Origin of the sequence: Pseudoalteromonas sp. MB41 (assembly GCF_020966275.1) — a bacterium.
In the GTDB taxonomy this organism is placed as follows: domain Bacteria; phylum Pseudomonadota; class Gammaproteobacteria; order Enterobacterales; family Alteromonadaceae; genus Pseudoalteromonas; species Pseudoalteromonas lipolytica.
Genome location: NZ_JAJJZF010000008.1, coordinates 43,886 through 59,102, shown reverse-complemented (window position 1 = coordinate 59,102; position 15,217 = coordinate 43,886). Strand labels below are relative to the sequence as shown.

The 15,217-nt window shown below is 40.0% G+C and carries 9 protein-coding genes and 15 tRNA genes; 12 read left to right on the top strand and 12 right to left on the bottom strand.

Features of this window, described 5'->3' with window-relative positions; genetic code table 11:
* Nucleotides 1-37 precede the first annotated feature (37 nt).
* Together LPA49_RS10175 and gloA are read left to right on the top strand one after the other, a co-directional pair.
* Complete coding sequence (locus LPA49_RS10175) at nucleotides 38-1,069, top strand: serine hydrolase (protein ID WP_036969516.1); 1,032 nt, start codon at nucleotides 38-40, stop codon at nucleotides 1,067-1,069.
* A gap of 40 nt (nucleotides 1,070-1,109) precedes the next feature.
* Entirely contained in the window at nucleotides 1,110-1,508 is a 399-nt protein-coding gene (gloA, locus tag LPA49_RS10170; RefSeq protein ID WP_036969520.1) for a lactoylglutathione lyase, read from the top strand.
* A 21-nt stretch (nucleotides 1,509-1,529) separates the two neighbouring features.
* Here the strand turns inward: gloA and LPA49_RS10165 are convergent, their stop codons facing one another.
* From LPA49_RS10165 to LPA49_RS10120, 10 genes are all read right to left on the bottom strand, one after another.
* Nucleotides 1,530-3,761 carry an ATP-binding protein gene (locus tag LPA49_RS10165; protein WP_230236465.1) on the bottom strand — a complete coding sequence of 744 codons (2,232 nt, stop codon included), beginning with the start codon at nucleotides 3,759-3,761 and terminating at the stop codon, nucleotides 1,530-1,532.
* Entirely contained in the window at nucleotides 3,758-4,840 is a 1,083-nt protein-coding gene (locus LPA49_RS10160) for an extracellular solute-binding protein (RefSeq protein ID WP_230236463.1), read from the bottom strand. Before LPA49_RS10160 ends, LPA49_RS10165 begins: the two co-directional genes overlap by 4 nt.
* 711 nt (nucleotides 4,841-5,551) lie before the next feature.
* Nucleotides 5,552-5,627, bottom strand: a tRNA-Glu gene (locus LPA49_RS10155).
* Between the two features lie 182 nt (nucleotides 5,628-5,809).
* Nucleotides 5,810-5,885, bottom strand: a tRNA-Glu gene (locus LPA49_RS10150).
* A 182-nt stretch (nucleotides 5,886-6,067) separates the two neighbouring features.
* Nucleotides 6,068-6,143, bottom strand: a tRNA-Glu gene (locus LPA49_RS10145).
* Between the two features lie 94 nt (nucleotides 6,144-6,237).
* Nucleotides 6,238-6,313 (bottom strand) — tRNA-Glu (locus LPA49_RS10140).
* 94 nt (nucleotides 6,314-6,407) lie between these two features.
* A tRNA-Glu gene (locus LPA49_RS10135) sits at nucleotides 6,408-6,483 on the bottom strand.
* 94 nt (nucleotides 6,484-6,577) lie between these two features.
* A tRNA-Glu gene (locus LPA49_RS10130) sits at nucleotides 6,578-6,653 on the bottom strand.
* A gap of 129 nt (nucleotides 6,654-6,782) precedes the next feature.
* A tRNA-Glu gene (locus LPA49_RS10125) sits at nucleotides 6,783-6,858 on the bottom strand.
* A gap of 38 nt (nucleotides 6,859-6,896) precedes the next feature.
* Nucleotides 6,897-6,972 (bottom strand) — tRNA-Ala (locus LPA49_RS10120).
* Between the two features lie 647 nt (nucleotides 6,973-7,619).
* Between LPA49_RS10120 and LPA49_RS10115 the strand changes: the two genes are divergently transcribed.
* From LPA49_RS10115 to LPA49_RS10070, 10 genes are all read left to right on the top strand, one after another.
* Nucleotides 7,620-7,695 (top strand) — tRNA-Val (locus LPA49_RS10115).
* A 34-nt stretch (nucleotides 7,696-7,729) separates the two neighbouring features.
* A tRNA-Val gene (locus tag LPA49_RS10110) sits at nucleotides 7,730-7,805 on the top strand.
* Between the two features lie 46 nt (nucleotides 7,806-7,851).
* Nucleotides 7,852-7,927: transfer RNA gene (locus LPA49_RS10105), tRNA-Val, on the top strand.
* Nucleotides 7,928-7,965: 38 nt separating this feature from the next.
* Nucleotides 7,966-8,041: transfer RNA gene (locus tag LPA49_RS10100), tRNA-Val, on the top strand.
* A gap of 43 nt (nucleotides 8,042-8,084) precedes the next feature.
* Nucleotides 8,085-8,160: transfer RNA gene (locus LPA49_RS10095), tRNA-Val, on the top strand.
* A gap of 35 nt (nucleotides 8,161-8,195) precedes the next feature.
* Nucleotides 8,196-8,271 (top strand) — tRNA-Val (locus tag LPA49_RS10090).
* A 38-nt stretch (nucleotides 8,272-8,309) separates the two neighbouring features.
* A tRNA-Val gene (locus LPA49_RS10085) sits at nucleotides 8,310-8,385 on the top strand.
* Nucleotides 8,386-9,075: 690 nt separating this feature from the next.
* Nucleotides 9,076-10,710, top strand: a complete 1,635-nt coding sequence (locus LPA49_RS10080) for a response regulator (protein ID WP_036969529.1) — start codon at nucleotides 9,076-9,078, stop codon at nucleotides 10,708-10,710.
* 26 nt (nucleotides 10,711-10,736) lie between these two features.
* Complete coding sequence (locus LPA49_RS10075; RefSeq protein ID WP_167330958.1) at nucleotides 10,737-12,095, top strand: extracellular solute-binding protein; 1,359 nt, start codon at nucleotides 10,737-10,739, stop codon at nucleotides 12,093-12,095.
* Nucleotides 12,092-14,041, top strand: a complete 1,950-nt coding sequence (locus tag LPA49_RS10070; RefSeq protein ID WP_065979791.1) for an ATP-binding protein — start codon at nucleotides 12,092-12,094, stop codon at nucleotides 14,039-14,041. The genes LPA49_RS10075 and LPA49_RS10070 overlap by 4 nt, the downstream gene beginning before the upstream one ends.
* 5 nt (nucleotides 14,042-14,046) lie before the next feature.
* Here the strand turns inward: LPA49_RS10070 and msrB are convergent, their stop codons facing one another.
* A complete protein-coding gene (gene msrB / locus LPA49_RS10065; protein ID WP_036969532.1) occupies nucleotides 14,047-14,490 on the bottom strand; it encodes a peptide-methionine (R)-S-oxide reductase MsrB in 444 nt (147 codons plus the stop codon).
* Nucleotides 14,491-14,758: 268 nt separating this feature from the next.
* Entirely contained in the window at nucleotides 14,759-15,217 is a 459-nt protein-coding gene (locus LPA49_RS10060; RefSeq protein ID WP_036969534.1) for a hypothetical protein, read from the bottom strand.

Here is a 15,217-nt window from a genome sequence, read left to right as displayed (position 1 = left end):
GCCCCACACACCACAAAATAAACGAAGCGAGAATGCAATGATACAATTGAAGAACAAAAAAGCGCTCAGACTTATGCGCGTTGCAGCTCTTATTGTTACTCTCACTAGCATATACATTTTTGCCCCCTGGCAGTTTGCCATATATTACTTTCAGCCACTTCCCGCCAACATTCAAGCACAAACACAAGAGGCTATTGAACAAGGAGTTGATGGCATTATTGTGTATGTTCATAAACAAGGAAACCAACCTGAATATTTTGCACAAGGTTGGCATAATCGAGAGCAAAAAATCCCCGCTTATGCGACTGCGTTGTTTAAAATTGGGAGTATCCGTAAGCTGTATGACGCATCAGCTTTAACAAAGCTTGTGTCTGCAGGGCTGATTGATATCGATAAAACACTGGCTGATTATCTTCCATCGTTAGTTGGACGCATTCAAAACGCAGATAAAATCACCTTACGAATGATGGTACAGCACAGAAGTGGCATTCCCAATTACACAGATACTAATAACTTTGATTGGTCAATCGCCTACCCCGATCCGCTAGCTTTGGTGCTAGACACCCCTGCTGACTTTGATCCAGATACAGATTATGGTTATTCCAACACAAATTACCTGCTACTGCGAAAAATAATGTCTACTGTGCTGGGTTATGATCATAACCAATTTATTAAAGATGAAATTTTAACGCCATTGGGCCTAACGCATACGTTTTCATCAGTACATGAAATCAATTTAGTAGATTTGATGAGTGGTTATTACGTGGGTTATGAGAATGATTTTAAAGCACTCGATCAAGGCTATGTGGCGACAGCACAAGATGTAGGCGACTTTATTCTTGCTTTAAACAAAGGCACTTTTTTCAACCAACAAGAGCAAATTTTGTATGCATCACTTTATAAGTATGAACACACAGGTTGGGTATTAGGGTATTCAAGCATTGCTCGTTATTATAAAGATATCGATACAGTCGTTGTGCAGTTTATAAATACTAATGGCGATGATACTGTGATGCTAGCAGAAATAATTTATAATCGAATTATTGATATTTTAACAGCGCAGCAGTAGCTGCGTTATCAAAAATTTGTGAATTTTAAAGAGGATTTAAATGCGTTTATTACACACAATGCTTCGCGTTGCTGATTTAGACAAATCTATCGAATTTTACACGCAAGTATTAGGCATGAAAGAACTGCGTCGTGCAGATAATGAAGAATACCGTTACACACTTGCTTTTGTTGGTTACGGTGAAGAAAAAGACGCTACCGTACTCGAGCTCACCTATAACTGGGATACTGACAGCTACGACTTAGGCAATGCGTATGGCCACATTGCAATTGAGTTTGATGACATTTATAAAGCCTGCGAAGATATTAAAGCCGCAGGCGGTAATGTGAGCCGTGAGCCAGGCCCAGTAAAGGGCGGCACCACTGAAATCGCTTTTGTTAAAGACCCTGATGGTTATGCAATTGAGCTAATTCAGAAAAAAGACTACAGTCAATTTTAATTGTTTTGGCTATTTCAGTCATTAAATTGACTGAAATAGCCACTTTGCAAGCGCCCGTTCAAGCTCTGTGAAATCGATTGGCTTCGCAATGTGATCGTGTATACCTATTTCCATACTTTTTTCGATATCTTCTCTCATTGCATTCGCACTCACTGCGATAATGGGTGTATTAAACCCTTCTTGCTTCAGCAGTGTTTTACTGGCCGTTAAACCATCCATCACAGGCATTTGAATATCCATTAAAATTAACGCGTAGTTATTCATTGATGCCTTATCACAGGCTATTTGGCCATTTTCAGCAAGTTCATAGCTCAAACCTAATTGCGATAAGTATTTCGTAATAACAATTTGGTTAATTGGGTTATCTTCTGCGACTAACAACGGTGTTTTTATGCTTGAAAAGTCGACCGTTATCGCCGTGTCGAGTTGACTTGTTTTTGCTTTGCTAAGCACGTGTGAGTGGGTTTTAAAACTCACCATAATAGTAAATGTAGTGCCTTCACCAAGCTCACTTTTAAGCGTAATTTCGCCGCCCATTAAATCCACTAAGCCTTTACTTATGGCAAGCCCTAAACCTGTGCCGCCATATTCACGCATGATATTACTTTGCGCTTGTACAAAGGGGTTAAACAAAGCGGTTAATTTATCTTCTGCTATACCAATACCTGTATCAGTCACTGTAAATTCAACTGTTGTCGTGTGAGCATCTTTGTCAATGACATTAATTGATAGAGTAATTTCCCCTTCTTTTGTGAATTTAATCGCGTTTGACAGCAGGTTTATGAGCACTTGCTTAACGCGAATTTCATCACACTCGACGTTGACTGCTTTGAGTTGATTAATATTAAGTTGGCAAGCAATCCCCTTAGCATCGCAGCTGGGTTTAAATAACACAATGAGATCTTGGCATAGCGCGATTAAATTGCATTCTCGCGTATCGAGTTCTATTTTATTTGCCTCAATTTTTGAAAAGTCGAGTATGTCATTAATCACTGTGAGTAACACATCGCTGCAGTTATTAATTTGTCTCACAAAATCAGCTTGTTCTGGATTTAATTGGCTTTTTTTCAACAACTGTAAAAAACCAACAATCCCATTCATTGGTGTTCTAATTTCATGGCTCATATTTGCTAAAAACTGGCTTTTAACTTGCTCAGAATGCTCCGCCCTAACCTTCTCAAGCTGTAAAGAAGTGATCTGAATATCAATTGTTTCAGCCATGCTATTGAGTGACTGAGCTATATCTTTAAACTCTTGATAATGGAAATCATCGGTTATTTTTTTGTAGTTACCACATGCAAACTCCCGACTCAGTGCAGTAATACGATTAAGTGGATTATGCAAACGTTGCGTTAACCAATGAACCAAAAACAATGACACAACTGAAAGACCTATAATTAACAAACCTCCAACTATCGCTGTTTCCTTTACCGCATTGGTATATGCAGTTTCAGCTTCATTAATTCTAAAGTGTAATGCTGTTCGTTCATTATTAAACAGCACGTTACTAATCGATGCACTTCCTGTTAGTAACGCTGTACTTTCAACGACCCCTAAACTGTATAAAACATGATCTTGCACGGTAATTTGTACTTGTTTACCTGATTGGTAAGTAGGCTGCTCATTGTGAACAGCAAGCCACTTTAATGCTTCAGATAACGGAATGAACGACACTAATAACCCCGTTTTTCGGATTGGTTCACTTAACGAGTCTTGTTCATGTAACAGCGTTGAAGTAATTGCTATTAATGCATTTTGTTTGGCTTCTGTTTGAAAGAGCAATTCATTCAACTGCGGCTTATTAATTACTTGAATGCTATTTTGATTGTTCGAGATCTGCGCACTATCGAGAATACTTTTTGTTAGTGCGTAATTTAGCGTTAACGATGTTATTGGGTAACCTTCAACAATAAATCCTTGATTATCTAAAACAATTGATGCAATTATTTGTGGGTTATCTGTTACAAATTGCTGTAATTGAACCAATGCAAATTGCGAATACACCACGGTATCTGGAAGCTCAGCTATCGCTTTTGTACTACTTAATAACTGACTATTTTTTTCTAATTTGAAGATCAGTTGTTCCAAGCTTGCCGCGTTATTTCTTGCCTGCCATTGTAAGCTTGTTTTAGCTTGTTCAATCGAGTTTAAATAAAAACGCCCGATCATCAAGCCTGCCAGCACCAAAAGCGGAATAATAACCAGCAATAATACACTTGCGAATAATGCTTGGCTAAACCGTGGGCTGTTCATTGCACCTCTTCATTCGCAATTGAGCGCTCTGCGAGTCCCTGCATAAATAAACCTGCTTGTTCGGCAGTCAGCGCACCACTGCCATAACGAGAAAAGCCTTTTGTTAACACTTCCCATGCAATTATCATCGCAGCCGATGATGGCATTGGTTTGGTGTGTTGCAAAGCAGCAAGCAAGGTAAGTAACGAATCATCGTTTTGCTCTAAAAGCTGCGTTAAAACTTGCGTGTTCACTGGGATATCGTGAAGTTTTTGCCAAATTAAATGCTGAAATGGTGCATGTTGCACAGCCTTTGCAAACTTAATTAAGTTGTCTTTATTAGGGCCCTGTAAACTATTATTCGGAAAAGCTAAAACAAACGTTGAGTAGTACGGCTGCATGAAGTGACCATTCAGTTTTGGTAGTGGTTGTACGCCCAACTGCTCCCCCAGTGCTTCTTTGTAAGTATTGAGGGCCCAAGCACCGTTTATAATAAATGCAGCCTGTTGGTTTTGAAATGCGGCATGTGAACAGCTGTAATCACACTCTCTGTCCACGATACCTTGCTGATTTAAATCCCATACATATCGCAGAGCTAATTGCATTGCAGATGTATTCAACAGTACTTTGTCATCAACAATCAGGTCGCCTTCAAATGCGCTTAAAAATGGAATAAACCAATACATTTCCATAAAACTCCAGGTGATTAGTTTCACCTGTTCAGGCAGCATAGGTTTTAGTTTAATAATATCCTGCCAGTCATTTATTTTTTTCTTTACGTACCGAGTGTTATAAAAAAGCAGTAGATGATTACCTTGAATAATGGGAATGCCGAGTAATTGGCCATTTACTCTTGTTGTATCTAAAGTGCGTTTATCTGTTGTTTCAGCTATTAGTGATTCGGGAATAACACTAAAATTAGCGTATTTGTTCAGACCCAGATGGTCAGCAGGAAAAATTACGGCATCGGTGGTTGTCGCACTATTGGCTTGAACAAGCCGTACTTTTAACGCTTTTTGGTCAACCAACACAGAATCAACCGTTAATTCTGTTTGCTCAGCCAGCTCACTTAACAGTTGATTGAAGTTATCATGCTTCATTGTATAGGCCAGCTTAATTGTCGTGGCATAACACGGGAACATTGCCAACAGCACTACCAACCCAAATACTCGCCACACGCTCGTATCTACTTAATAAACAGAAAATTATAAATTTAGTTAAGCACACTTGTTTACAATTGCCTAGCTTAATCAGGAGTTTTCTTACATCTCAACGTTGTGATCACTAAACCAACAATTGCAAAACAAATTAACCAAATAATACCATTCCGCTTAATTAAGTGGTCTATTTTGAGGCAATAAAACCGCGTTGATAACAAGGCAAAAATTTAGTTATTTAGTTGTTCTCGGCAATTGCTCCTGCATTGCTCTACCTCCTGCATCCATGCAGTCGTAAATCAGAAATTTTTAACGCAGGTAGCGACTGGTTTGATCACTCAAAATGATTAAGTATTTTTGCGGATTGGTATAAGGTCTCCACTCATACTCGTTAACGTCACACCTTATAAAAACAATGCCTCAAATTAGACATAAATGATGTGTCGCAGGAAGCATTAGAAATAGATTAAAACGGTCTGTCGCAGTGAGAAGTAAAGATCTGTACTGTGATTTTTAAAAATATCAGAGAAAAGTCGAAATTAAATAGCGTAGATAATTGATTTTTATAAGATAAGTATGGGATGTATAAATAGGAATTTTTGAATTGAATCTTATGGTATTCACTGTGTAATAAATATAAATTACGCAAGTAAATGGCGTCCCCAAGGGGATTCGAACCCCTGTTACCGCCGTGAAAGGGCGGTGTCCTAGGCCTCTAGACGATGGGGACGCAGAAATTTGTTTGCAAATCACTGATTTGCTATTTCTGCGTAAGATGAGACCGAGCCTGTGAGGCGAATGGCCTTAGCTTAAACAGAAAGTTTCTGTGTCACTAGGACAACTGAATAGTTAAACTCGATTCAGGCGAGCTGTTTAACAACACAACACCCTCTTTAACACGGTTAAAGTAAGTGGCGTCCCCAAGGGGATTCGAACCCCTGTTACCGCCGTGAAAGGGCGGTGTCCTAGGCCTCTAGACGATGGGGACGCAGAAATTGGTTTGCAAATCACTGATTTGCTATTTCTGCGTAAGATGAGACCGAGCCTGTGAGGCGAATGGCCTTAGCTTAAACAGAAAGTTTCTGTGTCACTAGGACAACTGAATAGTTAAACTCGATTCAGGCGAGCTGTTTAATAACACAACACCCTCTTTAACATTGTTAAAGTAAGTGGCGTCCCCAAGGGGATTCGAACCCCTGTTACCGCCGTGAAAGGGCGGTGTCCTAGGCCTCTAGACGATGGGGACACAAGAATGTGTCACTAGGACAACTGAATAGTTAAACTCGATTCAGGCGAGCTGTTTAATAACACAACACCCTCTTTAACACTGTTAAAGTAAGTGGCGTCCCCAAGGGGATTCGAACCCCTGTTACCGCCGTGAAAGGGCGGTGTCCTAGGCCTCTAGACGATGGGGACACAAAAATGTGTCACTAGGACAACTGAATAGTTAAACTCGATTCAGACGAGCTGTTTAATAACACAACACCCTCTTTAACATGGTTAAAGTAAGTGGCGTCCCCAAGGGGATTCGAACCCCTGTTACCGCCGTGAAAGGGCGGTGTCCTAGGCCTCTAGACGATGGGGACACAAGAATGTGTCACTAGGACAACTGAATAGTTAAGCTCGATTCAGGCGAGCTGTTTAATAACACAACACCCTCTTTAACACGGTTAAAGTAAGTGGCGTCCCCAAGGGGATTCGAACCCCTGTTACCGCCGTGAAAGGGCGGTGTCCTAGGCCTCTAGACGATGGGGACACAAAAATGTGTCACTAGGACATTAAATGATAGTTTGACTCATATCAGAGTAAGGTTGCTAAATTAACATGTAAATACTCGAGATTGACATGTTTAGCGCCTTGGTATTAGCTCACTTACATAAATAAGTGGCGTCCCCAAGGGGATTCGAACCCCTGTTACCGCCGTGAAAGGGCGGTGTCCTAGGCCTCTAGACGATGGGGACGCAGAAAACTGCTACCCTAGGACAAACACTATGCAAATTGGTGGAGCTATGCGGGATCGAACCGCAGACCTCTTCGCTGCCAGCGAAGCGCTCTCCCAGCTGAGCTATAGCCCCGACTTTGCATACACACTACCAACTAATGCTGACGTGTATCGCTGAGTGCGGGGCGCATTCTATGCAGCCCCCCAAATAAAGTCAACAGTTTTTTATCTAACTTTATTTAAATGATTTAAATTTCAACAAGCTGACTAAATAACACCCCGAGGAGAAGCTATTTTATACAATCCACTAATAAATAGCTGAATTTTACATATTAGCGTGCTGTTTAGATTTTATTGTGCCTCAATGAAAGGAGGTTTCGCTTACTAAAAGGTATACATTTATATGGAAAACGGCGATATCTTAATTTTATAACTAAATTGATCATTCTTCCCCTCCCCCACGCCCTTTTAATTAACGTTAAAAAAGAGCACTGCGTTGTACTTATTTATACAACCGACAAATGCATTTACATATAAACAAAACTAACACAGCTCATCCTCGCTAAAGTAATTGACCCCAAACAGCCTAAAAGTCAGCTTGCGTATAGAAGGAAAAGCACTGAATTGCATAATTGTTCATCAAAAAATGTAAAAAAGCCATGTCGTTGTTTATAAAAGCTGCATCTAGCACATTTTTACTCATTCAAGTGTTGACACATTTACAACTCTATCTATAATAGCGCCCCACAACAACGCAGCAATGAGTTGTTTTTTAGATATGGGTCGTTAGCTCAGTTGGGAGAGCATCGCCCTTACAAGGCGAGGGTCACTGGTTCAAGTCCAGTACGACCCACCATTATTAAATGGTGTTCATATCTAAAGTTCTTAATGGGTCGTTAGCTCAGTTGGGAGAGCATCGCCCTTACAAGGCGAGGGTCACTGGTTCAAGTCCAGTACGACCCACCATTTAAATGGTGTAAACTCAACATTAAGAATTTATTGCATGTAATATGGGTCGTTAGCTCAGTTGGGAGAGCATCGCCCTTACAAGGCGAGGGTCACTGGTTCAAGTCCAGTACGACCCACCATTATCTTTTAATGGTACTTCATATTACACAATCTAAATGGGTCGTTAGCTCAGTTGGGAGAGCATCGCCCTTACAAGGCGAGGGTCACTGGTTCAAGTCCAGTACGACCCACCATTAATCCAAGTTTAATGGTGTTCTCATTTAGATTATTCTTCGCGGGTCGTTAGCTCAGTTGGGAGAGCATCGCCCTTACAAGGCGAGGGTCACTGGTTCAAGTCCAGTACGACCCACCATTTTAAAAATGGTATCGCGAAGAAAAAAATTATTTGGGTCGTTAGCTCAGTTGGGAGAGCATCGCCCTTACAAGGCGAGGGTCACTGGTTCAAGTCCAGTACGACCCACCATTTAATCTTTACAAATTAGCCTTTCGGCAATTATATGTGGGTCGTTAGCTCAGTTGGGAGAGCATCGCCCTTACAAGGCGAGGGTCACTGGTTCAAGTCCAGTACGACCCACCACATATAAAACACTCTTTTCCATACTCCATACTCCATACTTTGTACTTTATATTCTAAACTTTCTAAAAGCATCGCCACTCTCTACAAAGACTAGGCTCGATGGTTCAAGTCCAGTACGACCCACCACATATAAAACTCTCTTTTCATACTCCATACTTTGTACTTTATATTCTAAACTTTCTAAAAGCATCGCCACTCTTTACAAAGACTAAGCTCGATGATTCAAGTTCAGTACAACCCACCCCTATAAAACACTCTTTTCCATACTCCATATTAAAAATTTTCTAAAAGCATCGCCACTCTCTACAAAGACTAGGCTCGATGGTGCAAGTCCAGTACGACCCACCAGCTATAAAACACTCTTTTCTATGCTCCATATTAAAAATTTTCTAAAAGCATCGTTACTCTCTACAAAGACTCGGCTCGATGGTGCTAGTCCAGTACGACCCACCACCTGTAAAACACGTCTAGTCGTTGTGCCATTTTTGATATTCACTAATATAAATATCATCACGTTTGTAGCTGATTGTTAAGCTAATTCTTTGAGATAAAAAGGAAATAAAAAATACGACATAAGTCATGCTATAGCATGAGTCAGGTTTTTAAATTAACTGAAAACCTGTAATTTGCCTTGTCAGCAGCTAGACTGTTTATTATAGTCACTGTTAATATCACTCGATCGCAAGTCCAATGCCTGCAAAGATTTTTTCGAAAGCCAAAATTTTAATAGTTGAAGAGCAACCACTCGCTCAAAGCTACATGAAACAATCCCTCGAAGGATTAGGTTTTCGACAACTGCGCTTTGCTGACCATGCCATTTCAGCCAAAGAACAATGTCAGGACGAACAATTTGATCTCATCGTTTGCTCATTCAATTTAAGTAAGCACCAAGATGGCTACCAACTTTACGAAGAACTTAAAGTTAAACGCTTAATTAAAAACTCCACAGGGTTTATTTTCATTTCAGCCGAAACAAGCGGTTCTCTAGTTCACAGTGTGTTAGAGCTCCAGCCTGACGATTTTTTAGTAAAGCCATTTACCATTTATGAATTAAAAAGCCGTATTGAGAAAGTACTACTACGTAAGCACCACCTTTACAGTGTTTATCAGCTAATTGATGATGAAAATGACTCGAAAGCAATAAAGAAAATCGATGAATTACTACAAAATAAAAGTAATACCTACAGTGCCATTTTATTACGATTAAAAGGTGATGCCCTACTTCGTTTAAATCGAAATGAAGATGCAAAAACATTTTTTAAATCCGTACTCGATATACAAAAGTTTACGTGGGCTAAAGTCGGGTTAGTAGAGGCGCTTATTGCCAATAATGAGCATATTCTTGCTCAACGCATGTTAAAAACCATGCTACAGCGCAGTGAAACTCGCCTTGTGGCCCTTGATTTGTTAGGTCGTTTAGACATTAAACTTAATAAGTTTGATGACGCTCAACTATTTTTTAGTCAAGCTGTTGATATAGCACCAAGAAACATTGAGCGACAAAAAGCACTCAGCCATGTATCACTGTTAAATCATGACTACGAGAAAAGCTACTTAACGCAAAAAGATATCGCCAGTTATGCAAAGCACTCCATACACGATCACCCTGATATATACTTAAATGCAGCACGGGCAGGTATCGATTTTGCTCTGACAACAGATCAAACAGACCAAGTTAATCGTATTGCGAGACAAACAAATCAATATTTAAATGATTTAAAACAACAGTTTCCAAATAGTAACAATCAAACCCAAATTGATGTACTCAACGCACGTTTACATTATTTGAAAGACGAGCATAAAAAAGCAAAGGCCCTAATCGAGCAACTTGATGAGAGTGACAGTCAAATTCGTTCTGTTGATGGTGCGCTTGATAAAGCAAAGGCATTCCACGAGCTCGGTTTTCACAACAAAGCGCAAACACTCTTTAATCAAATTATAAGCCATTGTGAGCGCCATCCTTCGGTAAGTGATCCTGTGTTTCTTCGCTACATTCAACAACAGCAAACTGAACGTCGTGATATCAAAATGGGGCCGAAAGAACTCAATAACCATGCTGTTACGCAATTTAATAAAGGCCAGCTAAATATTGCGCTCGAAGCGTTTACACAGGCCTTTAGAATTATGCCTAAAAACGCCAGTATTGCATTGAATCTTTTACAATGTTTATTCGACTCTAATGCGCAAGGGCAATCATTTAACTTATTGCTAGCAAAAAAATGCTACGCTTTACTTAATGAATACACATTACACGATGAGCAAGCCACTCGCTTCGAAAAAATAAAAGCGCAAGCTGCAAAAATGAATCTTCAGCTATCTGAGTAAATGTTCTCATTATGGAGCGCCCTTTTTTGAAATCAATTAAGCTTCTTTTAGCTGCAATAGCACTCTTCAGTCCAGTCAGTATTGCTTCTGCTACTTTGCAGTATTGGCAGCAAGCTAATATAAATTGGCAAAGTGAAGCAGGCAGTCATATAAATATACTGGCTGACGAGCAGCCCGCATTTTTGGCTCTTAAACCTTATATCCCCCTGTTTGAGCAGCTTACCGGGATTTCTGTTGGTTTCCATGCGCTGGAACAATCTCAAATGCGCTCTCGTCGTCATCAAGATTTAAGCGAAGGTTTAGGCCTATACGATGTATTGCCTATGGGCATTACATTTTTAGGTGAAGCACAAAATCAAGGCTGGATAGAGCCCCTACAACCTTATCTAGATAACCCACTCATAACTGATAAAACGTGGTATCAACTTGAAGATATTAGCGAAAGAAGCCTCACTCTTTGCAAAATAGATAACAAACTTTATTCTTTACCTTTTGATTTTTCAGCCCCTATTTATTTTTATCGCAAAGATTTATTTGAGCGCTTTAACCTTGAAGTGCCAGATACTTACGAGCAGTTACACGCAACTAAAATAAAATTACAGCGCGCGATTGATGCCGACTCTAAACTCGCCGGCATGCACGCGTTTGCTTCACGCACACTACCCGGTGCGGGGCTTAATACATGGACGGTGTTACCCGTAATGCGTGCCTATGGCGCAGAAGTGCTCAATGAACAAGGTGTATCAACATTTGATAGTCCACAGACGGCACAAAGCCTTAAAATGTATCGAAACTTAGTTACAGGTTACGGTAATCCGGAAAATAGCCGCTTACTGCATTTTTATGAGATACGTCAATTGTTTAAGCACGGCAAACTGGCTTCAGCAATCCTTGCGTCTCACTTTTACAATGAAATAGACACGGCTGAAGAATCCGATATTTGGAATAAATGGGAAGCCGCTCCCCTTCCAAAAGGACCTGTTGCCAGAGAAACATCACCATGGGCATGGGCATTTGCGATTAATAGCCACTCTAATAAAAAAATTGCAGCCTGGTTATTTATTCAATGGGCAACGAGTGAGCAAACGGCCGCTTTACTCAGCACCGGGGGGTCGCCACCAAGACAAAAGGTATGGCACGAAAAGCTATTTACTTTAGTCAATAAACCCGGCTTTAACAACGCAATGCTATGGGTGTTTGAGCATGCTACGCCTGATCGACTGCAAGCCGGTATGGTTGAATTTCCAGTCATTGGTGAAATTATTTCGCAAACATTTAGCCAAATATTTTATGGTGCCGACATTAAACAATTAATTAAAAGTACTGATGCAAAAATTAATGCAAACATGCACGCTTTAAAAACACAAACTAAGAGCAGCCAATGAGAATCAGTATTGCGCATAAAATTCTGATAATCATAGGCTTTACTATCACGCTAATTTTAGGCGTGAGCACGGCTATACATGTCTTGGAATTAAAAGAGCAAACCTTGCTTAATATGAGTGAAAAAGCAGACGCGATTGTTTCGCCGATGCTGTCTGAAATAAACTCATTAACATCAGATAACACCACTGGCAGTTGGGTCTTAAAAATTCAGGGGATAACATTAAAAAATATTCTCAAACATAATACCTTTGATGACCTCAAAACTATTTATTTTATTGATCAAAATAATTTTATTGCAGCTCACCCCGATAACAGCAAAGTCGATACCTTAGAGACGAATCAAACGATATTGCAGCAACTCAATCCGAGACGAAATAAGATTATCGCGCTTGATCACCAGTACGCTGTAACAGTGCCAGTAAAAAATCATTACGGTGAAAATATTGGTTACGTTATTGTCACGTTTTCTGACATCGATTTATCCCAAAAAACCAAATCTATTATCAGTAACGCCGTCTCTTTATTTGCAATCTACCTGCTAACAGCACTCATTATTGCTTATATCATTATTAGGCGCATAATTTTGCAACCCATTGATCAACTTGTTGAGTTCTCCCATGCAGTGACCACAGGCGACTTAAATTGCCCTATTAATATTAAAAGCCAAGATGAAATAGGCACACTTGCCAGTGGCTTTAAAATGATGCGAGCCGCGGTTAGACAGCAAATTAACAGCATGCATGAACAGCACAGTCAACTCGAAGAAACCGTGGCTAAGCGCACTCAAGAATACTTGGATGCAAAAGAACAAGCAGAACAATCAAACCAAGCAAAAAGTCGCTTTTTAGCCAATATGTCTCACGAGTTAAGAACACCTTTAAACGCCGTGTTAGGCTTCAGCCAATTATTGCAAGACAGCGAAACCGACAAAAACAAACGCCGCTACCTTGAAGCGATTTCTATCTCAGGCAATTCGTTATTAAACGTACTAAACGATATTCTTGATTTATCAAAAGTCGATGCAGGTAAAATGCAGCTCGATATTGAGCGGGTTGAAATTCCCACCATGTGCCATGAATTAAATATGATGTTTTTACAGCTCAGCGCACAAAAAGATCTCAATTTTAAAGTAACCGCACACCCTGATCTCACTCCCCCCGTATTGCTCGACAGTAACAAGCTTCGTCAAGTACTTACCAACTTAATAAGTAATGCTATTAAGTTTACGTCACAAGGCAGTGTAAGCGTATACTTTGACTTTAAACCACATGATGACGACAGCCACCTTGATATAAAAATTCATGTGAAAGATACCGGTAAAGGCATTCCAAAAGATCAACAAGATTTAATCTTTAATGACTTTGAACAAGTTCAAGGACAACGCAGTTCTGAGTTTGGTGGTACAGGGTTAGGCCTTGCTATTTCATTACGCTTTATAAAATTGATGGGCGGCGAGTTATCGGTTATCAGTGAAAAAGGCAAAGGCAGTGAGTTTATTGTTTCAATTCCCAACGTCGAGTTAGCTGAATCAATAACAGAAATTGAGCACCGTAATTACCCTGCAATCACTAGTTATCACTTTAATCCTGCGCGCATTTTAATCGTAGACGACATTCCCTATAACCGTGATTATTTAGAATCGTTCTTATCGCGCTGGAGTTTTACTATCGATACGGCAATTAATGGTGAAGATGCACTGAAAAAAATAGAGCAACATCAGCCTGACCTAATCATAATGGATTTGAAGATGCCTGTAATGGGAGGGCTTGAAGCCAGCCAGTTAATTCGCAGTGATGATCGTTTTAAACATATCCCGATTATTGCTGTAACAGCCTCGGCTTTAAAGGATGATAAGGCACAATCAAGTATCTTAACAGACTACACTATCAGTAAGCCAATTTACCGAGAGCACCTTATTTTTATTATTGCGCAATATTTAGATTAGTTTACCTAATCGCATTTTTTCATTGCAACCGCATTCATGCAGTAGCGCAAACCACTTGGCGGCGGACCATCAGGAAAAACATGACCTAAATGGGCATCGCAGACATTACAAATAGCCTCAATACGTTGCATACCGTGACTTGTATCGGCTATGTACGCAATGCTTTCGACGCTGCTTGGTTGGGTAAATGAAGGCCAACCAGTGCCACTGTCAAACTTTTCATCGGCATCAAACAATAAATTATCGCAACATACACACGCATATTTCCCAGGCTCAAAGAGTGTGCATGAATCAGAGCTGTGCGGACGCTCTGTGCCTTTTTGGCGTGTTACATAGAAAGTATCTTGCGCAAGCTCACGCTGCCACTCTAATGGCGTTTTTTCAACTCTACGGGGAGGTGTTGGATTGCCGTTGTGGGCAAACTCTAAAATATCTTGCCAAGTTAACATTGTGTTCTCCTAGGATTGATAAATCCACGTTCAAAATACTGCTTAAAAAATAGTTAAGCAAACTAAACCTTATACCAATTTACTTACTTAAATGATCTATTTTAATGCAAAAAAACCGTGTGGTCGCAAGGCAAAAACGATGATATTTAGTTGCTATCGGCCATTGCTCCTGCCTTGCTCTAACGCCCACAACGAAACTGTCGTTCATGAGCAATTTTTAACGCAGATAGCAACTGGTTAAATCCATCAAAATGATTCTGTATTATGGCTAGTCGGTACTAGACTGCTTAATTATTTTTATATTTTCGCGTTCTCGTTCAGACAGTAAGGTATGTAAATAAGCGTCAATTTTCGACTCTGCAACACTTAAAACTGCGGTCAATGTCTGTTCATTGATATCTGTAACATGAATAATGCCATCGCCAATTTTTATCTTTTTAATCTGCCCTATTAATACAAATTCCGCTTTGCGTTTAAAATCAAACAAACCGGAAAGGCTAATCAATGCTAACTGGTTAACATCGCGCTTTAATGAATCTTCAATTGGATTGCGTGACACGAATAAAGGTGTCACACGGTACAGACTTGATACTGTAATAAAAGCCCACAAAAGAACAAAAAAAGAAAACGCGACACTGTGCCAAAGTGGTGTAAAAAACCACAGGGCAATCAATACCACTGCAATCAATGCTGAAATTTTTGCTAGTAATTGATTAATAGCCAGCAT